The sequence below is a fragment of the Marivivens niveibacter genome (assembly GCF_002150005.2).
GTDB classification, from domain to species: Bacteria; Pseudomonadota; Alphaproteobacteria; order Rhodobacterales; family Rhodobacteraceae; genus Marivivens; species Marivivens niveibacter.
Genome location: NZ_MSPP01000001.1, coordinates 857,590 through 881,425, shown reverse-complemented (window position 1 = coordinate 881,425; position 23,836 = coordinate 857,590). Strand labels below are relative to the sequence as shown.

The 23,836-nt window shown below is 53.4% G+C and carries 29 protein-coding genes; 5 read left to right on the top strand and 24 right to left on the bottom strand.

Annotation, left to right across the window (positions count from 1 at the left end):
* Positions 1–5 precede the first annotated feature (5 nt).
* Positions 6–1,316 carry a pyruvate dehydrogenase complex dihydrolipoamide acetyltransferase gene (locus BVC71_RS04280; protein WP_086450361.1) on the top strand — a complete coding sequence of 437 codons (1,311 nt, stop codon included), beginning with the start codon at positions 6–8 and terminating at the stop codon, positions 1,314–1,316.
* Between the two features lie 55 nt (positions 1,317–1,371).
* On the opposite strand, the gene BVC71_RS04275 is transcribed toward BVC71_RS04280, so the two are convergent.
* A complete protein-coding gene (locus tag BVC71_RS04275; RefSeq protein WP_086450360.1) occupies positions 1,372–1,911 on the bottom strand; it encodes a lysozyme inhibitor LprI family protein in 540 nt (179 codons plus the stop codon).
* A 151-nt stretch (positions 1,912–2,062) separates the two neighbouring features.
* Between BVC71_RS04275 and BVC71_RS04270 the strand changes: the two genes are divergently transcribed.
* Positions 2,063–2,569 (top strand): DUF4405 domain-containing protein, encoded by a 507-nt coding sequence (locus BVC71_RS04270; RefSeq protein ID WP_086450359.1) that lies wholly within the window; start codon positions 2,063–2,065, stop codon positions 2,567–2,569.
* 28 nt (positions 2,570–2,597) lie between these two features.
* Here the strand turns inward: BVC71_RS04270 and BVC71_RS04265 are convergent, their stop codons facing one another.
* Entirely contained in the window at positions 2,598–3,020 is a 423-nt protein-coding gene (locus BVC71_RS04265; protein ID WP_086450358.1) for a MarR family winged helix-turn-helix transcriptional regulator, read from the bottom strand.
* A 118-nt stretch (positions 3,021–3,138) separates the two neighbouring features.
* On the opposite strand from BVC71_RS04265, the gene BVC71_RS04260 reads away from it, so the two are divergent.
* Positions 3,139–3,567 carry an organic hydroperoxide resistance protein gene (locus tag BVC71_RS04260; protein ID WP_086450357.1) on the top strand — a complete coding sequence of 143 codons (429 nt, stop codon included), beginning with the start codon at positions 3,139–3,141 and terminating at the stop codon, positions 3,565–3,567.
* 31 nt (positions 3,568–3,598) lie between these two features.
* Here BVC71_RS04260 and BVC71_RS04255 read toward each other — a convergent pair whose 3' ends face one another.
* The gene (locus BVC71_RS04255; RefSeq protein ID WP_086450356.1) at positions 3,599–4,105 is read right to left on the bottom strand and encodes a GNAT family N-acetyltransferase; all 507 of its coding nucleotides are present in this window, start codon (positions 4,103–4,105) and stop codon (positions 3,599–3,601) included.
* A 146-nt stretch (positions 4,106–4,251) separates the two neighbouring features.
* Between BVC71_RS04255 and BVC71_RS04250 the strand changes: the two genes are divergently transcribed.
* Complete coding sequence (locus BVC71_RS04250) at positions 4,252–4,593, top strand: carboxymuconolactone decarboxylase family protein (RefSeq protein WP_086450678.1); 342 nt, start codon at positions 4,252–4,254, stop codon at positions 4,591–4,593.
* Here the strand turns inward: BVC71_RS04250 and cysE are convergent.
* From cysE to BVC71_RS04170, 17 genes are all read right to left on the bottom strand, one after another.
* Complete coding sequence (cysE, locus tag BVC71_RS04245; RefSeq protein ID WP_086450355.1) at positions 4,590–5,408, bottom strand: serine O-acetyltransferase; 819 nt, start codon at positions 5,406–5,408, stop codon at positions 4,590–4,592. The genes BVC71_RS04250 and cysE overlap by 4 nt on opposite strands.
* Before the next feature lie 96 nt (positions 5,409–5,504).
* Positions 5,505–5,780, bottom strand: a complete 276-nt coding sequence (locus BVC71_RS15670) for a DUF7742 family protein (protein ID WP_476738574.1) — start codon at positions 5,778–5,780, stop codon at positions 5,505–5,507.
* Positions 5,780–9,658 (bottom strand): baseplate multidomain protein megatron, encoded by a 3,879-nt coding sequence (locus BVC71_RS04240; protein WP_086450354.1) that lies wholly within the window; start codon positions 9,656–9,658, stop codon positions 5,780–5,782. Before BVC71_RS04240 ends, BVC71_RS15670 begins: the two co-directional genes overlap by 1 nt.
* Positions 9,658–10,092, bottom strand: coding sequence for an NlpC/P60 family protein (locus BVC71_RS04235; protein ID WP_086450353.1), 435 nt, complete (start codon positions 10,090–10,092; stop codon positions 9,658–9,660). The genes BVC71_RS04240 and BVC71_RS04235 overlap by 1 nt, the downstream gene beginning before the upstream one ends.
* Positions 10,089–10,964 (bottom strand): DUF2163 domain-containing protein, encoded by an 876-nt coding sequence (locus BVC71_RS04230; RefSeq protein WP_086450352.1) that lies wholly within the window; start codon positions 10,962–10,964, stop codon positions 10,089–10,091. The genes BVC71_RS04235 and BVC71_RS04230 overlap by 4 nt, the downstream gene beginning before the upstream one ends.
* The gene (locus BVC71_RS04225; protein WP_086450351.1) at positions 10,961–11,593 is read right to left on the bottom strand and encodes a DUF2460 domain-containing protein; all 633 of its coding nucleotides are present in this window, start codon (positions 11,591–11,593) and stop codon (positions 10,961–10,963) included. The genes BVC71_RS04230 and BVC71_RS04225 overlap by 4 nt, the downstream gene beginning before the upstream one ends.
* A 9-nt stretch (positions 11,594–11,602) precedes the next feature.
* Entirely contained in the window at positions 11,603–12,262 is a 660-nt protein-coding gene (locus BVC71_RS04220; protein WP_086450350.1) for a phage tail tape measure protein, read from the bottom strand.
* Position 12,263: 1 nt separating this feature from the next.
* Positions 12,264–12,449 (bottom strand): phage tail assembly chaperone, encoded by a 186-nt coding sequence (locus BVC71_RS04215; RefSeq protein WP_086450349.1) that lies wholly within the window; start codon positions 12,447–12,449, stop codon positions 12,264–12,266.
* A 1-nt stretch (position 12,450) separates the two neighbouring features.
* The gene (locus BVC71_RS04210) at positions 12,451–12,765 is read right to left on the bottom strand and encodes a gene transfer agent family protein (protein WP_086450348.1); all 315 of its coding nucleotides are present in this window, start codon (positions 12,763–12,765) and stop codon (positions 12,451–12,453) included.
* Entirely contained in the window at positions 12,765–13,178 is a 414-nt protein-coding gene (locus BVC71_RS04205; protein ID WP_086450347.1) for a phage major tail protein, TP901-1 family, read from the bottom strand. The genes BVC71_RS04210 and BVC71_RS04205 overlap by 1 nt, the downstream gene beginning before the upstream one ends.
* A gap of 24 nt (positions 13,179–13,202) precedes the next feature.
* A complete protein-coding gene (locus BVC71_RS04200; protein ID WP_086450346.1) occupies positions 13,203–13,613 on the bottom strand; it encodes a DUF3168 domain-containing protein in 411 nt (136 codons plus the stop codon).
* Positions 13,610–13,948 carry a head-tail adaptor protein gene (locus tag BVC71_RS04195; RefSeq protein ID WP_086450345.1) on the bottom strand — a complete coding sequence of 113 codons (339 nt, stop codon included), beginning with the start codon at positions 13,946–13,948 and terminating at the stop codon, positions 13,610–13,612. The genes BVC71_RS04200 and BVC71_RS04195 overlap by 4 nt, the downstream gene beginning before the upstream one ends.
* Positions 13,945–14,535 (bottom strand): head-tail connector protein, encoded by a 591-nt coding sequence (locus BVC71_RS04190; protein WP_086450344.1) that lies wholly within the window; start codon positions 14,533–14,535, stop codon positions 13,945–13,947. Before BVC71_RS04190 ends, BVC71_RS04195 begins: the two co-directional genes overlap by 4 nt.
* Before the next feature lie 147 nt (positions 14,536–14,682).
* On the bottom strand, positions 14,683–15,864 hold the full coding sequence (locus BVC71_RS04185; RefSeq protein ID WP_086450343.1) for a phage major capsid protein: 1,182 nt from the start codon (positions 15,862–15,864) through the stop codon (positions 14,683–14,685).
* A gap of 24 nt (positions 15,865–15,888) precedes the next feature.
* Positions 15,889–16,437 carry an HK97 family phage prohead protease gene (locus tag BVC71_RS04180; protein ID WP_086450342.1) on the bottom strand — a complete coding sequence of 183 codons (549 nt, stop codon included), beginning with the start codon at positions 16,435–16,437 and terminating at the stop codon, positions 15,889–15,891.
* On the bottom strand, positions 16,434–16,628 hold the full coding sequence (locus BVC71_RS04175; RefSeq protein ID WP_086450341.1) for a hypothetical protein: 195 nt from the start codon (positions 16,626–16,628) through the stop codon (positions 16,434–16,436). The genes BVC71_RS04180 and BVC71_RS04175 overlap by 4 nt, the downstream gene beginning before the upstream one ends.
* Positions 16,618–17,796, bottom strand: coding sequence for a phage portal protein (locus tag BVC71_RS04170; protein ID WP_086450340.1), 1,179 nt, complete (start codon positions 17,794–17,796; stop codon positions 16,618–16,620). Before BVC71_RS04170 ends, BVC71_RS04175 begins: the two co-directional genes overlap by 11 nt.
* Before the next feature lie 182 nt (positions 17,797–17,978).
* Here BVC71_RS04170 and BVC71_RS04165 point away from each other — a divergent pair, with 182 nt between their 5' ends.
* Positions 17,979–19,463: an amidohydrolase family protein gene (locus BVC71_RS04165; RefSeq protein WP_086450339.1), complete on the top strand. Its 1,485-nt coding sequence runs from the start codon at positions 17,979–17,981 to the stop codon at positions 19,461–19,463.
* On the opposite strand, the gene BVC71_RS04160 is transcribed toward BVC71_RS04165, so the two are convergent.
* From BVC71_RS04160 to fabF, 4 genes are all read right to left on the bottom strand, one after another.
* Entirely contained in the window at positions 19,460–20,836 is a 1,377-nt protein-coding gene (locus BVC71_RS04160) for a DNA-packaging protein (RefSeq protein ID WP_086450338.1), read from the bottom strand. The two genes, BVC71_RS04165 and BVC71_RS04160, sit on opposite strands and share 4 nt — an antisense overlap.
* Complete coding sequence (locus BVC71_RS15320; RefSeq protein ID WP_133064489.1) at positions 20,742–21,071, bottom strand: hypothetical protein; 330 nt, start codon at positions 21,069–21,071, stop codon at positions 20,742–20,744. Before BVC71_RS15320 ends, BVC71_RS04160 begins: the two co-directional genes overlap by 95 nt.
* Positions 21,072–21,211: 140 nt before the next feature.
* On the bottom strand, positions 21,212–22,369 hold the full coding sequence (gene mltG, locus BVC71_RS04155) for an endolytic transglycosylase MltG (RefSeq protein WP_086450337.1): 1,158 nt from the start codon (positions 22,367–22,369) through the stop codon (positions 21,212–21,214).
* On the bottom strand, positions 22,370–23,629 hold the full coding sequence (gene fabF, locus BVC71_RS04150; protein WP_086450336.1) for a beta-ketoacyl-ACP synthase II: 1,260 nt from the start codon (positions 23,627–23,629) through the stop codon (positions 22,370–22,372).
* Positions 23,630–23,836 lie beyond the last annotated feature (207 nt).

Below are 23,836 nucleotides of genomic sequence, written 5' to 3'. Positions count from 1 at the left end.
AAGCGATGCCCACAGAAATCCTGATGCCCGCCCTGTCCCCCACAATGGAGGAAGGCACGTTGGCCAAATGGCTGGTCAAAGAAGGCGACACCGTATCCAGCGGTGACATCATTGCCGAAATTGAAACCGACAAAGCGACCATGGAATTCGAAGCCGTGGACGAAGGCGTCGTTGGCAAAATCGTCATCGCCGAAGGCACCGAAGGCGTCAAAGTGAACACTTTGATCGCTGTGCTATTGGAAGATGGCGAAAGCGCGGACGACATCGACACCGCTGGGTCGGCAGAGCCAAAGGCGGCACCTGCCGCCGCCGCGGGCAACGAAGAGGCCGCGCCAGCGGCCGCTGAGGCGCCCGCAACCCCTGCCCCAGCTGCGCCTGTCAAAGACGGCAATCGCATCTTTGCGTCGCCTCTGGCCCGCCGCATTGCTGCGCAAAAAGGTCTGGACCTGTCCGCAATCACTGGTTCCGGCCCCAAAGGCCGCATCGTGAAGTCGGACGTCGAAAACGCGACTGCAACGCCAAAGGCCGAAGCACCGAAAGCCGACGCGCCAGCAGCTGCTCCAACTGCGGCATCTGTTGCAACCGGTCCATCGACCGATGCAGTTCTGAAAATGTACGAAGGCACCGATTTCGAAGAGGTCAAACTGGACGGCATGCGCAAAACCATCGCTGCCCGCCTGACCGAAGCGAAACAATCCGTTCCGCATTTCTACCTGCGCCGCGACATTGAACTGGACGAATTGCTGGCCTTCCGCGCTCAGATCAACGCCAAATTGGCCGATCGCGGTGTGAAACTGTCGGTCAACGATTTCATCATCAAAGCCTGCGCCGTTGCCCTGCAACAAATCCCAGAGGCGAACGCTGTCTGGGCAGGTGATCGCGTGCTGAAATTCACCAATTCGGACGTTGCAGTTGCCGTCGCAATCGAAGGCGGCCTGTTCACCCCAGTTCTGAAAAACTCGGACAGCAAATCGCTATCTGCCCTGTCGACCGAGATGAAAGATCTGGCCAAACGCGCACGTGACCGCAAACTGGCGCCGCACGAATATCAGGGCGGATCCTTTGCGATTTCCAACCTGGGCATGTTCGGCATCGACAACTTTGACGCCATCATCAACCCACCGCACTCTGCCATTCTGGCAGTCGGCGCAGGCGTGAAAAAACCTGTGGTTGGCGCGGATGACCAGATCAAAGTCGCAACCGTCATGTCCGTGACCCTATCGGTCGATCACCGCGTGATTGACGGTGCCTTGGGTGCGGATCTGCTGAAAGCGATCAAAGAGAACTTGGAAAACCCAATGGCAATGTTGGCCTAAGGCGTTTTCGAAGTGGAAACAAAAAGCCCCCAATCTTTGGGGGCTTTTTTACAACTTAGAACTCACCGTAAACCGATGGCCGGTCAATCTGATCGACTAGCATTTGCAATCGGCGCGCGGTCATTTCAGCCGCACATTCATAAAAACCAATATAATATCCCGAACTAATGAGATCGTAGGTCGGTCCAAGATGGCAGGTCGTGTCACGAACAACGATCCAAGCGCGCTGTCCTTCCCTTAGAAAATCCTCTAACGTTTTATCTTCACGGGCGAAATTGCTTGCCGCACGATATGCATCGTGACGTTTCATATCTTCGATAAAGTACTGATAGCGTTGATTTAAAACTTCGTCAGTTTGCTCAAATACAAAGTTCGAACATGCGCGCTGGTGGAAAATGTATTCCGACAATTCCACTTCGCATTGATCAATCCGCTCGTTTACACACTCTGCATATTCGTCGCTCGGTCCATTGAAGCAAGAAAACGCATCGACGCGATCTAGAGCTGTTTTGGCTTGAGCTTCGGTCATAGCACTGACACCTGTGCCTACGCTGCCAAACAACGACACCAATACGGCTGCTTTAAAATTTACCATTGAAATCTCCTTATAGCTGCACCAAACAACAACTATAAGGCGAACAAGTGACGTCCTTATGTCGATTTTAAGCGGCCTCGTTATTTTCGACGGAAAACGCAGGTTAGTCCGTTCAAAGGGTATCTTTCAGCCAGATTTAACGAGCTACCCCATGAAACAGTTATTTATGCGCTATGCGACCCCGCTCATTTTCGGTTTTTTCCTGATTTCCGTAATCACCGGCGTGGCTATGTATTTTGACCTTGGGCCACGGTCATTCCATTCGATGCATGAAATTCTGGGTTTGGTCCTAGTTGTGCCCTTTGTCCTGCACCTATGGCGCAACTGGCGCCCCGTTAAGAACTATTTCAAACATGCGCCCATGATGATCAGCCTTGCGATTGCAGCGGTTTCTGCATCGTTTTTCCTGCTTCAGCCGACGCCCGAAGGCGGCCCCAACGGCGGTGGACGCCCTGCGCAATTTGAAATCGCCGCCTTGATCCTGTCGCAACCAATTGCAGAGGTCGCACCGATTTTCGATATGTCTACGGATGATTTTACCGCTGCGCTATCGGACGGCGGGTACACAGTGACGTCATCAGATGAAACGCTGACAGATATTGCAGCGGCATCTGGCAAAACCGAAAATGACGCCCAGCAATTTCTATTGTCGATTTGATCTCAAATGGCCCTGCGCAAAAGCGGGGCTATTTCTGAATCGCTTTGCGCATCTTTCGTAGCAACCCCTGCAGCTGCACAAATTCGTCAAAGCTGAGTCCAGTTGCATCCGCCACGCATTGCGTCAGGCGCAGACGCTCTGTTTCGATTTTACGACCAGCGTCAGTTAGAAACACATGAACACGGCGTTCATCTTTGTCATCTCGACGTCGAGTAACTAGTCCAGTTGCCTCCATCCGTTTGATTAATGGTGTCAACGTGCTGCTTTCTAGGCCCAGAATACCGCTAATTTCGCCGATCGCGCGCCCGTCTTTTTCCCACAAGATCATCAACGCCAAATACTGTGGGTATGTCAGACCAAGTTCATCAAGCAGCGGTTTATACAGACGCCCCACCGCAAGGTTTGCAGCATAAACATCGAAACAGATCATTTCGTTTAACGGATCAGACATCGTTTCAGCATCCAGATTGTTACAGTGAATAAATAAATCGTGCGCGATATAATCGCAAGGTTGATAAATTTACTTATTGCGATAATTAATATTGCGACAAATAAAGAAAGGAACAAACATGCCTGCATCTAAAATCTTGTATTCGACCAAAGCCACCGCGACCGGTGGACGTACCGGCACCACGAAAACCCACGATGGTGCGCTGGACCTGAATTTAGTCACCCCAAAAGAGCTGGGCGGCGCTGGCGGCGAAGGCGTTAACCCAGAGCAACTATTTGCGGCTGGCTATTCCGCCTGTTTCTTGGGCGCGATGAAGGCCTATGCCGCGGGTAAAAAGATAAAAGTACCCGAAGATGCGACAGTGACAGCAACGGTTGGCATTGGCCCACGCGATGACAACGGATTTGGTATCCAAGTGCAAATTGAGGTTTCATTGCCCGGCGTAGAAGATGACGTCGCGGATGATCTGATCGCAGGCGCCCACCATGTTTGCCCATATTCGGACGCAACACGGGGCTCTTTGGAAATCACACCAACCCGCGTTTAATCAAAAGCCCCCGAGATTTCGGGGGCTTTTTTCATGGGGCGCTGCGGTCATCCAACTGCAACTGCAATAGAACCAGATCCAACCATCGGCCGAATTTCATGCCCGCTTGGGGCATTCGGCCAACCTCGGCAAAGCCTAATTTTCGATGCAGCGCGATGGACCCTTCGTTTGCGCCGTCGATCGCTGCGACCAGAACATGCTGTCCGTTATCTCGGGCTTTATCTATCAACGCAGATAGTAATTTCGGACCAATCCCCTGCCCCTGAAAACCGGGGCGCACGTAAATGGAATGTTCCGCCGTAAGGTGAAATCCGTCTTGCGGACGAAAAGCGGCATAGGTTGCATAGCCCGCCATTTCGCCATCGACCTCGGCCACCAAAACGGGGTTACCTTTTGCTTTTTGGTTCGACAAGAATTCTAATCTGTTTTCCAGATCAATCGCTTGCACGTTCCACAGCGCTGTGCCCGTCTCCACTTCGTGGTTATAAATTTGTGTCAGAATGGCCGCATCATCGGATGTTGCGCTGCGAATAATCATGATTGAGAGCCTTTGAAATTGCGCCTTTAGACAATCGCTATTTTTACCAAACCGCAAGCCGCCAAAACATTTCAATTCCTTGATCTAACGCAAAGAATTTGCCCAGAGCAATGTTACCAAGTCTTCATAAAGACAAAGGAACGGATATGGATTGGAAAGATTATCTGGGCAATACAACGCGGCTCACACGTGATTTCCGCAAAGCGCAGCCCGACGTTGGCAAAGCGTTTACGCAAATGCATAACGCCGCTTTGGCTGATGGCGCGTTATCGACAAAGCAAAAGGAATTGCAATGCATCGTGATTGGTATCGTGACCCATTGCGCCGATTGCATCGGGTTCCATCTGCAAGCAGCCGTCAAAGCAGGCGCAACCCGCGCAGAGATCGAAGAGACCGTTTCGACCTGCATTTTGATGGGCGGCGGGCCTGCGTATATGTACGGAATGAAGGCGCTAGAGGCCTATGATCAACTGATCGGAGAAGGTTAACCCTCTCCCATACATTTTTTCAGCAGCTGATCCATCGAAACGGATGGCTGGTCACAGCCTGCCTCGCCAACAATTTTGGCAGGCACACCAGCCACAGTTTTGCATGGCGGGATGTCACCCAAAACAACCGAACCAGCAGCGATGCGGCTGCGGTCACCGATTTTGATATTGCCCAGCACAGATGCACCCGCGCCAATCAAAACACCATTGCCGATTTTCGGGTGACGGTCTTCATCCTCTTTTCCTGTGCCGCCCAGCGTCACGGTATGAAGGATCGACACATTATCGCCCACCACAGCGGTTTCGCCGATAACGATCGAATGGGCGTGGTCGATCATGATACCCTTACCGATCTTAGCGGCTGGGTGAATATCGACGCCAAAGCTTTCGGAAATACGCATTTGTAGGAAATACGCCATATCACGGCGGCCCTGTTCCCACAGATAATGCCCCAAACGGTAGGCTTGAACCGCCTGAAAGCCTTTGAAATATAGCAAAGGATGCAGAAACCGATGGCACGCGGGATCGCGTTCGAACGTTGCGACCAAATCCGCGCGGGCCGAATTGACCAATTCGGGCTCTGCTTCATAGGCGCTGTCCGCGATTTCGCGCAGCAGCTGTTCCGACATTTCTGCCGAAGCGAGTTTCATCGACAAACGATAGGCCAATGCGTCTTCGAAACGGGCATGATGCAGGATGCATTGATGCAGCAAACTACCCATCAATGGTTCATCTTTGATGGCGTTTTCGGCTTCGGAACAGATGCGATCCCAGACGGGATCGATTTGCGCGATGGATGCTTTAAACTTTGCCATGACCGGCTCCTGCGGGGTTATTTGCTCCTCTGTACCGCAAATAGCGCCCCAAGGCCAAGAACAAAGGCGTAATGAAACATTTCAATACTTTTGATGTCATGCATCAACATAAGTTTGCAAAAACTGGGACATAGCCCGAAAATATGGGTCTGGGGTTGGGTAGTTGGACCGATACCTTGGATACCGGATACAGACATCATGAACGGTTCCATTACCCCATTCAGGATGACGTTTGCCCGTGCGTTTTCGATATTTGTCCGCCCATTTTGCCTGCCAAATTATCTGCCGGCTTAGCTCACTCCACCTACTTGGATCGGCGGCCAGCAAAACGCTGACCGCCTGATCCATGTCGACTATCGATAACTGTCGCATCAGCCGAAATACAAATAGGTTTCAGGACCTGGGCCAAAACGCGCAGAGAGCTGAGCCACGCCGATTGTGTCAGCGCCTGAATCTGCTGCCTGCGACCCGGCGTCATAGTCAAACGACGGGGTCGCGGTAACTAATTCCCGAACAGGTTCACCGTCGCGGAAAATGCGGATACGGTAGCTTTCTGTTTCTTCGCCCAACGGTACATCCGGCCCGTCCCAACTGTCGCCGTCAATCCGTGTTCGGCGGATCCAAGAAAACCGCTTTGATTGATCCGCGCCTTCTGACTTGCGCATGTGGCACACGGGATAAGGACGCAGCCCGACACCTGCAAATGCATGCTGGACGGTTTGATAAGAGGTATCAGTCATCGGTCTGGATGCGGGCCCAAATCGATAGAACCTTTCCACCCCTCGCAATTTCGCCGCGTAGTCGATTTGGGAAACAGCATCATTCAGCAGCACGAAATAGGCACCCGCTTGCAATGCCGTTTGTGATTTGTGATCTGTCCCCAATTGCCCGCGCAAACGCATTGAAATATCATAGGTTTGTGGCCCAACCAATTTTGCGCCGACGAACTGAATAGCCTCCCACCCATCGGGCGTCCCATCGCCGACAAAGGCAACGTTTGCCCCAGACAGAATATTTTCAGCCGAAGCAGACGACAGCGCGCCATGCACCAATTTAACCCGCAGGGCCGCACCACGATCCCAGCGCCCTGCCCCTGCGGGCGCTAAATCGGTTTCAGTTATGCCAACGATAGCGCAGAGATCGACGGTCTTTTCAATTTTGTAATTTGCGTCCTGGTTCGAATGGTACAGTGCCACCGGCCCGGGCCAAGGCGCACCAACGGCGGCAAAATACGGCGCGTGTTCGGCCTCTTCTCCGGTCAAAATTGGTAGATCTAGAAATAGCCCATCGACCGGAACAGGCGGAACAAAGGTCGTGACCGACGACGGCTCTTCGGTCGTGGGTGTCAGTTTGTACAGGCTTGGTTCATATTGCTGCGCCTCTATTGTTGCCGACTGACCGGACGTTTTGCGCGTGACACGGTAATCACGGCCATCCAGACGGATACTATCACCAGCGGCAACGTTCGACGCGGACGGCGGCAACGCAAAGGTCACCGATTCGCGCGCAATGCCTGCCTCAACCAACCAACGTTCAGTAATTTTCTCCGCTTCGCCCGAGGTGAGGACCAGCGGCAATTCTGTATGTGATGTTGAATTTGTATCGTCATCGGCCTGAACCGTTTGGAACAACCGTGTTTGATAATCACCGTCAGCTTCGACATAGGTCAGACGCACCGTTCCAGCCATTTCTGCCTCTGATGCGCGGATACGTTCCAACGTGCTGGCATCAGACGAATTGACAGCGAATAAAGCCGTATCCAGTTCTGCACCTGCCCGATCGTTTCGCGATTTGAACACGATCAAACCGTCCTGATCCACGGCATCAAATCCATATGCCAACATCAACGGCTGTAATGCGGCCCGCGCGGTATCGGTCTGATCCACAACATAACCGCGGACTGTCCCATACAGCGCGCTGGTATCAATGTTTGTCATCCCAGCCTGATGGCAGATTTCGGTGACCACACTGGCCAAAGAACGAGACGACACACGACCATTCAACCAATGCCCCAACCCATAGTTTTCTCCATCTGACCACAAATCGATATTCTGCGGGAAAAACGGGTACGGACGCGTGTCCCACGCCCAAGCCAAAGCGCGAGACATGTCAACCATATCGCCCCCATACACAGCGGACACCGGATTGTTTTGACGCTCCGCGTAATATTCAGTCATTGCCAAAATATACTGCGCCTGTAACGCATCATCCCGCGCACCGTTTGAATAGTGCGGCATCTGCGATTCAGAGGATTTCGGATCTAAGAATTTATTCGGCTGGTTTGTGCCTTTGTCGATCGCCGCACAGCCGTATTCCGTAAACCAAATCGGTTTACTTTTCGGTTGCCACGCGGTTGGGGTTTCCTGGCGTTGGCCGTCCACACGGTTATGATGGTAATTTGACCACCAGCCCCGCATATCTTTCGCCCGCCAAACCCAAGGCTCTCCGTCGCCGTCTGAAATCGCCGTTCTGATTTGAGCGTCCCGGGCTTCGGTAGAATGATAATACCAATCGTAGTATTCGCCGCCTTCGATGTTCGACTTTAGGTACTCGATGTTGCGAATATCACCCCAATCTGCATCCAGATGATCGTTACCGTCACGCCAGTCCGACAGCGGGACGTAATTATCGACACCGATAAAGTCGATATTTTCATCTGCCCACAACGGATCAAGGTGGAAATATTTATCGGCCGTGCCAACGGGCTGATAGCCATGATATTCAGACCAATCAGCCGCGTAGCCAATTTTACAATCGGTACCCAGAATTGACCGGACCTCGGCAGCAAGTCGGCACAGATGATCGACCGCTGGAAATCCTTGATCGTCTCGAATTTGGGTAAGCGACCGCAATTCGGACCCAATGCAGAACGCATCGACCCCGCCCGCTGCTGCACACAGATGTGCATAATGCAGAATGAAGCGGCGATAGCTCCATTCATCTGGCCCCGTATATACAACACGCGTTCCATCAATCGCGAAATCCGCAACAGTCGCAGTTCCAAAGAACGCGTCGACCTCGGATTTAGCCGCAGCTGTTTTATCGGATGTACCGTCCAAATATGGCGCCAACGCAGTCGTTATGCGCCCGCGCCAAGGCATGGCAGGCTGTTCCTCGGCGCCCCACGGATCGGGCAACCCGTTACCAGTCAGCTGCTCCATCAGAATAAATGGATAAAACACAGGCGAAATGCCACGATCGCGCATGGCTTGGATCGCTTCGACCACGGATTGGTCGGTTGGGGTTCCGCCATACAGCGCACGGCCATCCGCATCTAACGGCACGATACCCACGTCCGAACGCGTGGCACCGCTGACGGTCCATGGCATCTGTTTGGGGTCATAATCGGCCTGTTCGACACGCGGGCCGATCCGACATTCGCCGCAGCGCAAATCATTGCCAAACCACGACACGATCAGCGACGCTGTCCGTGCATTTGGCACCTCATCCACCAATGCATCCAAGGACACATTGATATCAGCCTGCGCGGCTGGCGAATTGATATTCAGCGAACGATACGCCCCTAGCCCGTCAGAGACGGTCAACGGCGTCGTCGCCAATGCGTATTCACCCGTACCAGGGATAAGGGCGACGCCTTGGATTTTTGTGGCGATATCCTGAACGCTGGCAGAGACTGGCGCTGGCCGCGTAACCTCAAAGCTGAATTGCGGAATGCGATTGCCAAAAACGGATAGATCCAAATCTTCGATCACGACATAGGAAATGCCGCGATAGGCAGGCACCATGCCATAACCTTCGACGGCCTCCATTTTCGGATCAGGTAACTGGGTTTCTGTCCCTTTGTAGATCCGCATGTTCAAATCTGATTTGGGCACTTCCGTGCCGTCCGCCCAAATGCGCCCGACACTTGTGATTTCGCCATCGCACAGCGCCAACGCCAAAGACACGCGATACGCATATTCGGTGACTGACGCACCGCCGCCTTTGCCCCCGCTGGTTGTGGTGGTATCTTCGATAAATCGGGTTGCCCAGATCATATGGCCGCCGACGCGATAACGACCATAAACAGTTGAAACGGTGTCGCCTTCAGACGCAGTGGTCAAACGGAACCGGTCGATTTGGCCTGTCGAAACAGTACCGCTGCCCGACCCCATGATGCGTTGATCGATGGCTTGGCCAATCATCGCACCAGCAGCTCGGCCAATCACCGCAGAGGAAATTCCCAAAACCGTGCCGCCGATCGATCCGCCGATTGCCATACCTACAGCTGATAATACGATAGTTGCCATTAGGTTACCTTTATTGGGAATTTGAAACGCGCAACAATTCGGCGCGCCCACGGATCGGTCAGGCGGCTTTCGACAACGCCGTGACCCGAATATGAGTGAATAAAACTGGCGTTTGAGCCAATTCGGGACTGAATGCCCAAATGTTTCGCAACCGCCCCATCGCGCATCCGGAACAGCAAAAGATCGCCGGCCTCTGCATTTGCAACCGGTTTGATTTCGAAATGTCGGAGCGCCGCATCAAACAGGGTTTCGCTGTTTTGGGGTTCTGACCAATCTGGACTGTAGGCTGGTAACGTTTCAGGAATATCGCCGACGACTTCGGTCCAGACGCCTAAGATCAAACCTAGACAGTCGCACCCCGCACCAAGACAGGATGATTGATGTCGATAAGGGGTACCAATCCAGCGGCGCGCAGCATGAACGATTGGCATCATCGCAAGCTCCCCCCATCATTTTGAGACGAACGAATTGGTGTTGAAACCAGCCAGTCTTCACCTGGAATGTCTGGAAAACCGCGAAAATTCAGAAGATTGTCGAATTTTTGTAGGCAGGTTTTCATTCTTTTATCGCAGCCAGCAACCAGCTTTAACTGAACGCCCTCGGACGGTTCAGGTTTTAGCGGCTGCCACAACTCGACCTCGTGATGACCGTTTTCCAAAACATGGTGATTTTTGATCAGCGCTGGTTTCACACCGATCGCGGCGCCATCAATTGATAGCGTGCCCTTGGTAAACCAACCGGCGGAATAGCCAGCGAGATCATCAAATTCAAATATACGGTTATCCGTAGTGAAAAGCGGCACGCCAACGAAACAAAATTCGGCCAACGACGTATCGAATTGGCATTCGGCATCGCCCAAAACGGCACGGCAACCGCGCTGAAAAACACGTCCATTTGGTTTATTCAGCGCTTCGGCCAAACCGCGTAGCTCTGCAGTAAACGCGCCGCTGGTTCTGCGAATTTCCCCGATCTCACCACGGAAACGTAATTCTCGTTCTGTGACATTTGACCAATTGACCAGCCAATATCGCACGATCGCCCCGTCAAACAGGCCTTGGTCGATATCGGTTTCGGAAATAGCGTTATGCGACAGCACTCCGATAGCCTCAGAGTTATCGACAGACAAACCAGCCGATTGTTCGACCTCCTTTGCCGTCATCCCGCTATCTGCGCGAAACTGGATCGTATCAAATTCGATATCGGTGTCATGATCGGTGAAACCCAATTCAACACCGTCGTTGCGTGTCACGGCCCAACAGCGACACACAGTCGTTGCGCCCGTTTTCAGATGATCGGCCAAAGTCATAGGCGCACCTCGATCACGGGCACGTCTGGGACTTCGCCTGCGTTAAAGTTGGCAACCGAGGTCTGGATGACGTCTGTGTCAAACCGAACCGGCACATCAAATTCAAACCCCGCGCGGATTTCAGAACCAATGTCTGGCGCATGGAAAAACTGAATCAAACCTGTCGAGTAATCCACTGAATAATCTACACTTTCCTGAACATCATCACCAGATATCGTTACCTGAACACGACCACGCACAGGTTTGCGGATTGGTCGCGAATAGACCGCATCGCCAGAGGTGTACGCCTTTACCAACTGAAAATCAGTTGTGACCTCGTCCCCAGTTCCAATGAACTGATCCATTCCCGTGATGTCAGCGGACGGCAAGCACGATTTATAGTCTGCCCAGTCTTTCCATCGGAACCCATGCAGCTGCCCCTGACGCGCCTCGAAAAACGCGATCATCTGCTCCACGTCGTCCAAGGATCGCAGCCCGATCCCCGCGTCATACCGACGACGCGAATGCGCCCATGGGCTATTTCGTTCTTCGAAACCGTTCGACAGGGTGACAATTTCAGTTCGACGTTCGGGACCACCAACAGAACCGAACGACAAAGCCGCCGGAAAGCGTACCTCATGAAAGCTCATATTTACCTCTTATCGATTGCGATTGGCGCGGCCCATTGCGCGCGACAGCTGCGCTGCAATCTGGGTTTGGCTTTTTTGGAAACCTTCGACGTTCGGGGTCGAAATATTCATCGTGACATTGACGTTTCCGCCACCTTGGGCGGCAACACCTAGGCGGCCGTCACTGCCGCGCGTTAGTGGCATGATGGCCTCTGGACCTGCTTCGCCCATCAGGCCCGTTGCACCGCGCATGGGAAACGTCACGGGGCTAGACACAACACCGCCCTTGGCGAATGGCATGACGCGCCCTTGGGAAAAGGCACCACCATTAGCGAACGGCACGGACCCAGATACGAGCGCGTTCAGACCATCCGCCATCAGCGTGCCCAACTGGTCCGTCACAGGCTTCATAGCGGCGTTATAAACTGTGTTCGACATCGACTGAGCAAGCGACGTCAAAGCATCCGACAGCTTCATCCCATTGAATGCCAAACCATCAAATGCCTTGCGTAAGCCCGACGAAAACCCCGTTTCCAGCTTGCCCAAATCGCGCGCCGTATCGGACAAAGTCGACCGCGTCAGACGCAATTGCGCTTCAAAAGCGGATGCCATTGATGTCGTATCTGACAGGCTTTTTTCGATGGCATCCAGACCGTTTTCCAGGTCATCCAATTGTTCAATATCCGCCATGCTATCCTCTGTTTGTTGTGTCAGGAAAACGTGCTGCCAATTCCATCAGACGGGCTCTGCCCATTGACGGGGTGGCGGCGTCGACGCCCAACATCAGCATCAATTCCACTGGGGTCAGGTTCCAAAACTCGGCTGGTTTTAAGCCAAGCCCACGAAATCCCGCCCTCATCAGCCCCGCCCAATCCATGCTATTCAGGCGGAGAAAAAGCGCGGGCCAACATTTCAGCAGCGGCGCGCGCTGCACCTACGGGGCCATCTTCGATCTCTGCGCAGAACAGGTCATCAACCGTTCCGCGCCAGCCACCACCGCGCAGTCCAGCAACGCATAACGCTAGGACATCCGAAGATGTAAACTCAGCCGCTTCGAACCTTTTGATAAGGTCCATCAAGGACCCAACTTTCAGGTTCTGTTCCAATTCCGCCAATGCGCCCAAGGTCAATTTGCAAACCATCGGCTGCCCATCGACCGTTAGACAAACCTCTCCGGCATAAGGGTTCGTCATTACGCAGCCACGAATGTCAGGGCACCAGCCGAAGCCAATGACATTTCATACGTCGCTTCACCATTGTGGCTGCCTGCGTATTCGATTGAGGTGATCTGAAACGCGCCTTGGACAGTGCCAAAATCGGGAATGATTACCTGAAACTCAGGCGTGATCCCGTCAAAGAAAATCTGCCGCGCGCGTTCATCAGTTGCGTCATCTTTGAAAACGCCAGAGCCAGAGATCGAAGCCGATTTCACGCCCGATCCGCCAAGTAGTTCACGCCATCCACCGGCGCTTTCCATGCTGGTGACATCTACGGTTTCAGCATTAAAACTGATCCGTGTAGCACGCAGTCCAGCAACCGTTTCAAACAGGCCATCGCCGGTCATATCCATTTTAATCAAAAGGTCTTTGCCGTTTTGGGCAGCCATGGGTTTGCTCCTTATTCAGGGTAATCAGTTGTCTTCGACGAATGCGCGAAAGGTCAAAATGATCTGTCGCGCCGACCCGCTATCAATTCGCGCCGCTTTCGCACTTCGAAAATTCAATGCGATCAAACGACCGCGCGATAACGGCAGATCAGCATCAACCAAAGCATCACAAACCGCCCCCGCCACGTTTTTGGCAGAGGCGAATCCTGCGCTTTGGCTGACTATGGAAATGGTGAATTCGTGACGGGCGCCGTGACCTGTTTGATCTGACAAATCGACGACTTTTTCCGGCCCCAACGTTAAATACAGCGACGGTAAAACACCTGTTGGCAGGGCATCGTAAATCGCGCCGGCAACCAAGTCATTCACACCCACATCCGATATTAACGCATTGTAAACAGAGGCTTGAAGCGCAGAACTCATTGCATAGCTCATACCGACACCTCTTCGGATACATAGCAAATCAGGTAGCGCCCATCACTGTCAGCATCACTGACAGCTTCGATCTGAAAAATACGGCTACCTTCACGGAACCGTTGTTCTGGTTTAGGTCGCGACGCCGCTCCCATCGGGGCCGCGCGAACAGTAATTCGCATCTTCACCCGCGACACAGCACTAGCCGCACCGGTAATCTGGCCCGCTGATCGCGCATCCACATGCGCCCAATGCAGCCCAAGTGCTGTCCATATCGTTTTAAAACCGCCGGCCCCGTCTGGAATGCGATCAGGAGTTTCCAAAATCAACGCGCGGTTCAATATCGGGGCTTTCATAGACCGCCTCCGATCCGCACCATGCGATGACGTTCTAGGGTTACCGCAACCGAAGGCGGCATCATGTCCGTGCCGGATGCCTCGCCATGCCGAAAATCATAAAAATGCGCTGCCAGCATCATTGTGGCCTGGCCTAAATCTGCAGGAACATCTGACCATTCAGGTCCAAACCCAGCCAGAAAATGCACCTTTGCAGATCCATGAACTGCGATTTGTGGCAGCATCGATCCTGTTGCCACGATAACCGGACGCTGTAGCGAAGGCACAAAGGTCCAGCCCTCGTTGATTGCGCGCGCATTTCCGTGGTGATCGATAAGGTTAATTGCTGAGACCACGTTAACCGGCGCGACTGGCAGCGATTGTTCGTCACCCTGTCGCCAAGAGCGAACCGTCCAGCTAAATTCGCGCTCGATCAAGATTTTGCCGGTACGTGCCTCAATCGCGGCCATCGCCGCACGCAAACAGGTTTCTAGTATTCCGTCTTGCAAACCGTCATCGGCGAAACCGGACCCCAGTCGCAGGTGATCCTTCAGCTCCGCCACCGGTAGCGCCGACTGTGGCACCGTGGTTTCCTCGATTAACATCATCAAATTTCTCCGATTTCCGGCCATATCCCCGCCTAAAACCGGACGCGCACCCTGTTGCCGCTCGGGCGGAGGGAAAATACTAGATAGCAACAGGTGCCCCGTGCGCGTCCGATACAGGGCGGCTAACGCCGCCCCTAACGACAGCCCTTAGGCAGTGCCGAATTTCAGCAGTTTGATTGCTTTGAAATCGCTCACCGCGCCGCCAACACGTTTGGTCGCGTAAAATAGAACATGCGGCTTGGCCGAGAATGGATCGCGGAGGACGCGCACATCAGGGCGTTCTGCAATGGTGTAACCATTGGCAAAATCACCGAATGCAACTGCGGTCGCGTTCGAACTGATGTCTGGCATATCTTCAGCGATCAGAACTGGATAGCCCATCAGACGTGCAGGTTCGCCAGCGGCCAGACCATCTGCCCATAGGAAACGACCATCGGCATCTTTGAGCTTGCGCACAGCACCAGCAGTTTTCGAATTCATGACAAACGTCGCATTCGCGCGGTATTCAGCACCCAAGGAATAGACCAATTCAATGATTGAATCGCCGTCATCAATCGCACCGTCATTACCTGTCACCACGTAGCCTAGGTTGCCCCAGGTCCAAACGTCGTTATCGACAGTTGGATATGTCAAAAAACCTGTCGGCTTGTCAGCGCCGTCGCCGTTGATGAATGCAGCAGCCTCGGAACGTGCAAATTTATCCGAGATACGGCCAGCCAACCAACCTTCGATATCAAACGCGCTATCGTCTAGCAGGCGCTGCGAAATTTTTGGCATCGCAGACAGTTCGTTCACTGGGATCGTAATGCGATCAATTTGCGGCGAGTCTGTTTCGGTCAACGCCGAGGTTTCATTCGCCCAGCCCGAACCCATTTCGGTGTGATCGACCAGTACGTCAAACGACGTCGCTTCGACCGTTACGACAGATGCAATTGCACGGATCGATGCCATGGAATTCAGTGCGGATTTAATGGTATCGGAGGTCTGAGGATCAACCAGATATCCGCCGTCCGCCGCAACTGCTGCGGACATCGCTTTTCCTTCTAGCGGCAAATCACGCAAACCATCGTCGTCACCCGAACGCAGATATGCGCCAAACGCTTTTTGATGAGGAACATCGCTCGCCGCTGCCCCAGCCAAAACGGGGCGAGCAGTAGTCATCGATTTACGGTCCATTAGGGTCATACGGTTTTCCTGTTTTTTGAATTTGGCATCAATGCCGTTTGAAAAGTGTTTGAATTCGCTTACAAAATCAGCAACCGCTGATTTCAGATCATTGACCGAAGACAGATCTTCTCCGGCCCCAGACAGCGCCTGAGGTGCATCCATTTGATTTTCCTTTGTGAATGAAGGTTAAGCTTTAGCGGACGCTATCAGACTGGTTGCGTCCTTCAGCACCGCAGCCAATTCGCGCAGTTCTGCATCGATTGATGTGTCGCTTTTCGCACCAACCCGCGCCTGAGGCAGCATAGGAAACGTGACAAGGGAAACCTCCCACAGCTCCAACTCCGCCAGGATCCGTTGGCCTTGGGCGTTTTTCGTGGATTTGACAGTGCGGTAGCCAATCGACAGGCCGTCAATTGCGCCCGCTTCGATCAGGGCGATGGCTTCGCGTCCCTTTTCTACGTCTGCTAAAATGCGCCCTTTGACCCACAAACCGCGCTCTGTTTCGCGGACCTCATCCCATATGCCGATGGGCTGCGACGGATCATGCTGCCATAGCATTTTCACCTTGTCGCCCTTGTCATTCAGCTTTGACAAGGATGTCGCATATGCACCGCGTTCGACCACATCGTTACCTTGATCAACTGCACCGAAATAGGACGCGTAGCCTTCAATTTCGTGGCCATTGGTGACTTTCACATCGCCACCCAACTTACTGAACTTATGTTCTAAATTCATATCGAACCTTCATACATTATTCGCAAACCATCCATCACAGTCATCGCTGCGCAGCTACCGATCAAAATCCAAATCTGTAGACGCACACGCGAAACGACAGACTCGATCCGGCCCAATCGCATCTCTAATTGTGCATTCCAGAAATCATTCCCCGGACGCTTGGCTGTGAAATCCAAAACCTTAGCGGTCATCACCCACCTCGGTCGGCGGAAGCCCCAACAGCGCGCGTTTCTCGGCTGCACTTAGAAAAGATGCCTCGCTGATACGGCGCCATGTGGCATCACGTTCTGCGGATAGCGCTGGGATCTGATCCAGGTCTGGGCGCAAAACAAACGGTTCACCCGTAAATTCAGCCAACCAATGCGCAACCACGTTTGTCACCCGCGTTGCCAATGGCAGAACGGTCAGACGATAGAATGCGCGATTGGCCTCTTGATAATTGGCATAGGTCGCGTCGCCTGGAATGCCCAACAACATCGGCGGTACGCCAAATGCGATCGCGATTTCGCGCGCGGCGGCCTCTTTGGTTTTTTGGAATTCCATATCGGATGGGCTGAACCCCATTGGCTTCCAATCCAAACCACCCTCTAGCAACATGGGCCGGCCGGCATTACGCGCACCTTGATGCATGGATTCCATTTCATGCAGCAAACGATCGTATTGATCAGCGGACAAACTGCCCTGTCCATCCACGCCTTTGTAGACAATCGCCCCAGACGGACGCGCCGCATTGTCCAACAATGCCTTGGACCAGTTCGATGCCGCGTTATGCACATCCACAGCCGAAGCAGCCGCTTCTAAGGGAGAAAACCCATAATGGTCGTCTTGGGGATGAAAGGATTTGATATGACAAATCGGATTGGCAGCCTCGCCCACGTTGAACCGATGTTTGCGTCCGCCAACAACATAGTCGTAGGCAATTGGCCAACCATCAGCACCTGGAACCACCTGCATCCGTTCAGGACGCAAAGCATGCATTTCAAGTGGCAAAGAACCGTCACCGACCGCCTCGATATAGGCGTCACCCGACAATAACAGATACCCGTACAGCGCCTCGAACAGCTCCGCGCGACCCTGTGAACCATTTGGGCGCAATAGCAGTTTATTCACGGGGTGATCTTCGTAGCGGCGTTCAGCGTCTTGCAGGATCAGAGGAAGAGCTGCAGCGGCTTCTGCAATCAGTTTGACCGCACGAAATCCAACCGGATTGCGGGTAAAGCCCCCCTTGGTCAGCGAAGCCGTATCGCGCGATGACCAAATGGCCCGCCCTGCACCCAGTCCCAAAACCTTTCCCGTGGCCGAAGCTTTTACTTCGGTCGCGCCATCCTCGGCAGCACCACGTTTTAAAAAGTCAAACATCCATTTCTCCTTGATCTATGCGGCGCTTGGGGCCGCTGTTCGATCTGATGAAACAGAATTTGACTTAAATAGGTTCACATCACCTCACCCCAGCGTTCGCAAGGCCGCGCAACGCCTGCTTTGGACCAACCAGAAAATGTGCTAAGCTGCGAACATTGCTTTTAGATATTTCAGGTACTGTTATGTTGCGACGCCGTTTTATGTCCGGCGCAACGGCGGCCTTAGGCCTGTCTGCGTGCGCCCCACTTCCCGAATACGAAATCAACCGCACGACAACGCTTTGCGCGACAACGCCGCATCCTGACGGAATGTTGCGGGTCGATATGCATAATCACATCATGAACCTGCGCGACGGGGACGCGATGGAATTCTTGCGTCGCCGCGAAGAATTAAACGCGGATATCCCCTTTAACACCGATACGATTAGATTCATGCTTGCGCCTTACACACGGCCCCTTAACAGCGAAATCAATGACCTAGAGGCTGTTATCGATGCGAACATGGACATCGCAGGCTTTTGCGCGACGGCCTCGGATCGTCAAAAAACCTCTTTGCCAAATTTTCAAACCAGACCGGCCGAGGATGAACCACTGGGATTTATGCGCAATCGTATGCGCAATGCCGCGCTATTGATAGCAAGCGCGCCGCAAATCGATTTGTTCATTACATCGATGGTCGACATGTACGAAGTACACGGAGAGGTCGATTTTTATGATCCGCACAAACAGCGCCTCTTTTATTCGAAACTCGCATTAGCAACCAAAGGGCGGATCCTACCGTTTGTATCATTCCAACCCGAACGGGCCGCTGAACAAACTTATAACGATGACTACACGATCGATTTTGTCCGATCTGCAATCTTAGAGCACGGATTTCTTGGAGTGAAAATTCACCCTTCGGTCGGCATTGACCCACTGGATAATACAAACTTCGGATGCCGAAACACATCGTCACCTGATGAATTAGACGGCGTTTGGGGCGAACAAGATGGCCCCTACATCCAAAAGCAAATGGACCTACTATATGACCTATGCCACGAATTAGACGTGCCATTACTGACCCACCACGGCACGGGCATTTTGGCAAATCCAACATGTCAGTTGCGCGGTGACAATCCAGATGACTGGACCAATTCAACGCATCACTGGATCCAACTCATGGAACGTCTGGAACAGACCCATCCCAATTTCCGTGTGTGTTTGGGGCACTTGTCTGGCGGATTTGAATTTGAACAGGGCACTCTGCGTGAACATCCATGGTTCAGCTGCACCACCCAATACATCCTTGAACGACTGACTGCGGGCGATCCTTGTAATATCTGGTTAGATACATCAGCCCATGCTGAATTATTCGAAGATACCGAAGAAGCAGAGCAGTTAAAGACAGCCATCGCTGATTTTATCAAAACGAATCCAAAGATCGCGGATCGCATGATTTACGGCAGTGACTGGCACATGCCTTCAGGCCTCGCCAAAGATTATGCGCATAGCATGGAAGGTATCCTGCCCAGATCAAAACAGGATATCATGGGCCATAACGCGATAAAGTTCCTAGGACTCAACAAACCGGCCACATTGGGCCGGCTTGAGAAATTCTTTGGGCAAATAAACCTGCCACTGTCTAACATTCCATGGTTCCGCAAAATGGAACGCGATGGGTTAATTTAATATAGCCCACGCATCCGTGGCGCGCGGTATTGGGCGGACGGAACAATGACCAGATCGTGTAGCGCCCAAACCAACGCATCAACACGGTCGGGTGATCCTGCCCCATCAAAACCGCGCAGAGTCATCATGCACATCTGGTCCTCTAGGTCGGACAAGCCGCGCACATGCCGCACGCGCCCCTGTTCGTACAGCGCGGCAATTGGCTCTGCCCGGGCGACCTTGCCTTTGGATGCACGAACGGCGCGATAGGCCACCAACGGATCGACCTGACGGACAACCGTTTCAACCAAAGCGCCGCCCTGATTGACCTCTGCAATCAGCCGATCAGCGCCGTGACGTTTCATGGCATCCACCGCCGCCTTGGCCCAGTCAGATGGTTTGGCGGCAGAAACGGTTGCATCTTCGATCACATAGGCAGTCCAATTTTGCGGCGGCCCGTCCATTTTCACACCAGCCACGATAATCCCGCAGTCATCCGACCCTTTGTGGCCCGTCACGGGCGGATCAACTGCGACAACGATGCGATCCAACGACGGCAGCTGATCCACCTGAGCCGATTGCAGATCGACCGACCGCCACAACGCACCTTCGACGTCGGTCAACAGAACTCCGTCCAACTCTTGCCGCCCTAGCCGCGTGCCCGCGTATCGACGCTCGACTTCCTCTAGGAAACCAGCCGCCAGATTTGCGCGATTGGCGTGAGTAGGCGCATGGGTCATCACCGTGCTTTCTCGCTCTAACAGGGATTTCAGCACATCCGCATTGCGCGGCGTTGTTGTCACGCAAGCACGCGGATCATCACCCAGCCTTAGCCCGAATTGGATCATATCCCACGTTTCGGCGCCGCGTTTCCATTTCGCGATTTCATCTGCCCACACCGCGTCAAACTGTGGGCCGCGCAAGGATTCGGGATCGAATGCAGAAAAAACCTGCGCGGTCGCACCATTCGGCCAGACCAACATTTTTCGCCCCGATACCCATGTCGGTCGCCGATCGGGCGGTGAACAGGCCATAATCCCACTATCGCCAAACACCATCACTTCGCGTGCCTGATCAAAGGTTTCGCCAACAATCGCCACTCGGTTCGCGCGCCCCTTGTCACGAGGGCGCGCACCTTCGACCATTGACCTAACCCATTCGGCACCAGCGCGGGTTTTCCCCGCGCCGCGCCCTCCCATAATCACCCACGTGCGCCAATCACCCTTGGGCGGCAACTGATGATCCATCGCCCAAAAATCGAACAAATATGGCAGCGCATAGATTTCATCGTCTGACAGTTCATCCAAAAATGCCGCCTGTTGTTCGGCTGTGCCGGATGCGATCAAGTCTGCGCCCGATCGACAGTCGAACGGCGTCGAAATCGATGTCTCCATCCCGAGTTCCTTCTCCGAATTTATCCTCGAATGCGTCCTCGGCTTTGCGCAATCGCGCGAACAGCTCTGTCAGCACTCCAATTTGGTTGGTCAGTTTCTTTGCTGAATCCGCGTCGCCCTCTTCGGCGCGAATAATCAGTCCGTGCAACACCCTGCCCGCGCTTTGATAGACCTGCCTCAAATCATCTACTTTGGCTTGGGCTGCGGTATGTTGCTGTGTGTTTTGTCCCGTCATGGTTCTGATGCCTGTTTTGGGTATCTCCGCCACATGGGTGAGCAACGAAAAAGGCGGCCCGCTATGGACCGCCTTTCGCGTCTCTAGCGTAGGATCACCCTACGCCTGTCTTGATCATTATCGCCTTAACGCACCGCGCGTTATTGCGCCGCGGCCTCTAACGCGCGCAAATTCGCCACGTTTCGATTGTGTTCGGCCAATGTCACAGCAAAAGCGTGACCGTCAGAGGCATTCAGCGTTTTCGCCACAAAGAAAATGTAATCCGTTTCGTCTGGATTAACGGCGGCAAAGATCGCATCGCGCCCTGGGTTCGCGATCGGGGTCGGTGGCAAGCCGTCGATTTGATAGGTGTTGTATGGCGTCGCACGATCCAATTCGCTGCGGCGAATGCCGCGCCCTAACACACCTTCACCGTTGGTGATGCCATAGATCACTGTGGGGTCTGTTTGCAGGCGCATACCTTGACGCAAACGATTGACAAAAACGCTGGCAACCTGCGGACGTTCACCCGCGATGCCAGTTTCCTTTTCAACAATGGACGCAAGGATTAGCGCTTCTTCAGGCGTATCAAATGGCAGGTCATCGTCACGACCTTCCCATGCCTCGGCCAAAATCGCTGCCTGCGCTGTGACCATTTCATTGATCAATTCGCTAACACTATCGCCCGGTGCGAAATAATAGCTATTCGGCGCAAGGCTCCCTTCGGCGGGGACAGTGTCGACATCATGTTCCAGCACGCCAATCGACGACAGGCTGTTTAGAACCTGCCAGCTGGTGACACCTTCTGCGATCACCACGCGGAATTCCGTGTCATCATCCGCAGCAGCATCCACAAAAACAGATGGCACATCGGCAGCGCCCAGATCGAACTGAGCCAGTTCTTCGTATGCGCCCGTTTCTGGATTTGTAGCGCGCAATTCGGCTGTCGCCGCATTAACGCCAACACGGTACACAATTTCCGATCCGCAAGAGCTTTGGCCCGAACGGGTCAATTCGTGCGCAATTTCATCCATCGACATACCAGGCGTTAGCAGGAAACTGCCCGCCTTCAGCTGGCTTTCCAGACCCGAATATTTCACACCGATATTGAACACCGTCAGGTTCGCAATGGCGTCGATTTCTTCTAACTGCGGGGCCACGCGCCGAAACACTGTGCCGCTTTCAACCTTGAAACAGACACCCTGCTCTAACGGACCTTCGGCGACATACTGATCCTTGCCCCACAGGATGACACCACCCAGTAGGAACAAGATCACGATAAACAGCGTCAGTGCATTCGACGCGATGGCCTTCCACATTTAGCTGACTTTCCCGAAAATCACGCTTGCGTTGGTGCCGCCGAAACCGAACGAGTTCGACAAAGCGACATTGATTTCACGTTCGACTTTTTTGTTCGGTGCCAAATCAACTTTGGTTTCAACCGCTGGGTTGTCCAAGTTGATGGTCGGAGGCGCAACCTGATCGCGGATCGCTAGGATCGCAAAGATACCCTCGATTGCACCAGCAGCACCCAATAGGTGACCAGTCATCGATTTAGTCGACGACATTGTCACCTTGCTTGCGCTGTCGCCCAGCAAACGTTCAACCGCGCCCAGTTCGATGGTATCGGCCATGGTCGATGTGCCATGCGCGTTGATGTAATCAATCGCCGATGGTTCGATACCTGCGTCTTTCAGGGCTGCTTCCATGCAGCGGCCTGCGCCTTCGCCGTCCTCGGAAGGTGCGGTGATGTGATATGCATCGCCCGACATACCGTAACCCAGAACCTCGGCGTAGATTTTCGCACCGCGCGCTCTGGCGTGTTCGTAATCTTCCAGAACTACGATACCAGCGCCTTCGCCCATAACGAACCCATCACGGTCCGCATCATACGGACGCGATGCCGATTTCGGATCTTCTGCGCCTTTGGTGGACAGCGCCTTACACGCGTTAAAACCAGCGATACCGATTTTACAAATCGCTGCCTCTGCGCCACCAGCAACCATAACGTCTGCTGCGCCGTATTTGATCAGACGGGCCGCATCACCAATCGCGTGCGCACCGGTTGAACATGCGGTCACGACCGAATGGTTCGGACCTTTGAAATCATATTTAATCGAAACCTGACCAGAGATCAGGTTGATCAGCGCACCGGGAATAAAGAATGGCGATACGCGGCGCGGGCCTTTTTCTTCGATCATCACGGCAGTATCAGCGATGGATTTAAGACCACCGATACCCGAACCAATCAGAACACCAGTGCGGTTTTTCTGCTCTTCGGTTTCAGGAACCCAGCCGGAATCTTCAACCGCTTGCTGTGCAGCTGCGACACCGAACAAAATGAAATCATCCACTTTGCGCTGTTCTTTTGGTGCCATGTATTTTGCGGCATCAAAGGTGCCGTTAGTACCATCACCGCGCTTTACTTCGCACGCATAAGTGGTTGCCAGACCCTCTGGATCAAACTGCGTGATGGGCCCTGCGCCCGATTGTCCGTCCAGCAGACGGGTCCAAGTTTCTTCGACCCCGTCAGCCAATGGTGTGACTAGACCCAATCCTGTTACTACGACACGGCGCATTTTCTGCCCTCAGCTCTTGAATTCTCTTGGCCCCCAATAGCCTGTTCGCCCCCTAATGGGCAAGTCAAACCACGGCAGACCGTTTACTATCCATTGGGATTCATAGGCTACATCCACAATATGTCGCGTATTTTCAGCTATGTTTTCCTCTTTTTTCTGCCTTTTCGCACGTTTGCCGCGATTGATTGCAATCTAGTAGCAGATTTG

Excerpts from the sequence above, each read along its gene's own strand:
- BVC71_RS04280 (WP_086450361.1), top strand. The coding sequence starts at position 6 with ATGCCCACAGAAATCCTGATGCCCGCCCTGTCCCCCACAATGGAGGAA.
- BVC71_RS04275 (WP_086450360.1), bottom strand. The coding sequence starts at position 1,911 with ATGGTAAATTTTAAAGCAGCCGTATTGGTGTCGTTGTTTGGCAGCGTA.
- BVC71_RS04270 (WP_086450359.1), top strand. The coding sequence starts at position 2,063 with ATGAAACAGTTATTTATGCGCTATGCGACCCCGCTCATTTTCGGTTTT.
- BVC71_RS04265 (WP_086450358.1), bottom strand. The coding sequence starts at position 3,020 with ATGTCTGATCCGTTAAACGAAATGATCTGTTTCGATGTTTATGCTGCA.
- BVC71_RS04260 (WP_086450357.1), top strand. The coding sequence starts at position 3,139 with ATGCCTGCATCTAAAATCTTGTATTCGACCAAAGCCACCGCGACCGGT.
- BVC71_RS04255 (WP_086450356.1), bottom strand. The coding sequence starts at position 4,105 with ATGATTATTCGCAGCGCAACATCCGATGATGCGGCCATTCTGACACAA.
- BVC71_RS04250 (WP_086450678.1), top strand. The coding sequence starts at position 4,252 with ATGGATTGGAAAGATTATCTGGGCAATACAACGCGGCTCACACGTGAT.
- cysE (WP_086450355.1), bottom strand. The coding sequence starts at position 5,408 with ATGGCAAAGTTTAAAGCATCCATCGCGCAAATCGATCCCGTCTGGGAT.
- BVC71_RS15670 (WP_476738574.1), bottom strand. The coding sequence starts at position 5,780 with ATGCGACAGTTATCGATAGTCGACATGGATCAGGCGGTCAGCGTTTTG.
- BVC71_RS04240 (WP_086450354.1), bottom strand. The coding sequence starts at position 9,658 with ATGGCAACTATCGTATTATCAGCTGTAGGTATGGCAATCGGCGGATCG.
- BVC71_RS04235 (WP_086450353.1), bottom strand. The coding sequence starts at position 10,092 with ATGATGCCAATCGTTCATGCTGCGCGCCGCTGGATTGGTACCCCTTAT.
- BVC71_RS04230 (WP_086450352.1), bottom strand. The coding sequence starts at position 10,964 with ATGACTTTGGCCGATCATCTGAAAACGGGCGCAACGACTGTGTGTCGC.
- BVC71_RS04225 (WP_086450351.1), bottom strand. The coding sequence starts at position 11,593 with ATGAGCTTTCATGAGGTACGCTTTCCGGCGGCTTTGTCGTTCGGTTCT.
- BVC71_RS04220 (WP_086450350.1), bottom strand. The coding sequence starts at position 12,262 with ATGGCGGATATTGAACAATTGGATGACCTGGAAAACGGTCTGGATGCC.
- BVC71_RS04215 (WP_086450349.1), bottom strand. The coding sequence starts at position 12,449 with ATGGATTGGGCGGGGCTGATGAGGGCGGGATTTCGTGGGCTTGGCTTA.
- BVC71_RS04210 (WP_086450348.1), bottom strand. The coding sequence starts at position 12,765 with ATGACGAACCCTTATGCCGGAGAGGTTTGTCTAACGGTCGATGGGCAG.
- BVC71_RS04205 (WP_086450347.1), bottom strand. The coding sequence starts at position 13,178 with ATGGCTGCCCAAAACGGCAAAGACCTTTTGATTAAAATGGATATGACC.
- BVC71_RS04200 (WP_086450346.1), bottom strand. The coding sequence starts at position 13,613 with ATGAGCTATGCAATGAGTTCTGCGCTTCAAGCCTCTGTTTACAATGCG.
- BVC71_RS04195 (WP_086450345.1), bottom strand. The coding sequence starts at position 13,948 with ATGAAAGCCCCGATATTGAACCGCGCGTTGATTTTGGAAACTCCTGAT.
- BVC71_RS04190 (WP_086450344.1), bottom strand. The coding sequence starts at position 14,535 with ATGATGTTAATCGAGGAAACCACGGTGCCACAGTCGGCGCTACCGGTG.
- BVC71_RS04185 (WP_086450343.1), bottom strand. The coding sequence starts at position 15,864 with ATGGATGCACCTCAGGCGCTGTCTGGGGCCGGAGAAGATCTGTCTTCG.
- BVC71_RS04180 (WP_086450342.1), bottom strand. The coding sequence starts at position 16,437 with ATGAATTTAGAACATAAGTTCAGTAAGTTGGGTGGCGATGTGAAAGTC.
- BVC71_RS04175 (WP_086450341.1), bottom strand. The coding sequence starts at position 16,628 with ATGACCGCTAAGGTTTTGGATTTCACAGCCAAGCGTCCGGGGAATGAT.
- BVC71_RS04170 (WP_086450340.1), bottom strand. The coding sequence starts at position 17,796 with ATGTTTGACTTTTTAAAACGTGGTGCTGCCGAGGATGGCGCGACCGAA.
- BVC71_RS04165 (WP_086450339.1), top strand. The coding sequence starts at position 17,979 with ATGTTGCGACGCCGTTTTATGTCCGGCGCAACGGCGGCCTTAGGCCTG.
- BVC71_RS04160 (WP_086450338.1), bottom strand. The coding sequence starts at position 20,836 with ATGGAGACATCGATTTCGACGCCGTTCGACTGTCGATCGGGCGCAGAC.
- BVC71_RS15320 (WP_133064489.1), bottom strand. The coding sequence starts at position 21,071 with ATGACGGGACAAAACACACAGCAACATACCGCAGCCCAAGCCAAAGTA.
- mltG (WP_086450337.1), bottom strand. The coding sequence starts at position 22,369 with ATGTGGAAGGCCATCGCGTCGAATGCACTGACGCTGTTTATCGTGATC.
- fabF (WP_086450336.1), bottom strand. The coding sequence starts at position 23,629 with ATGCGCCGTGTCGTAGTAACAGGATTGGGTCTAGTCACACCATTGGCT.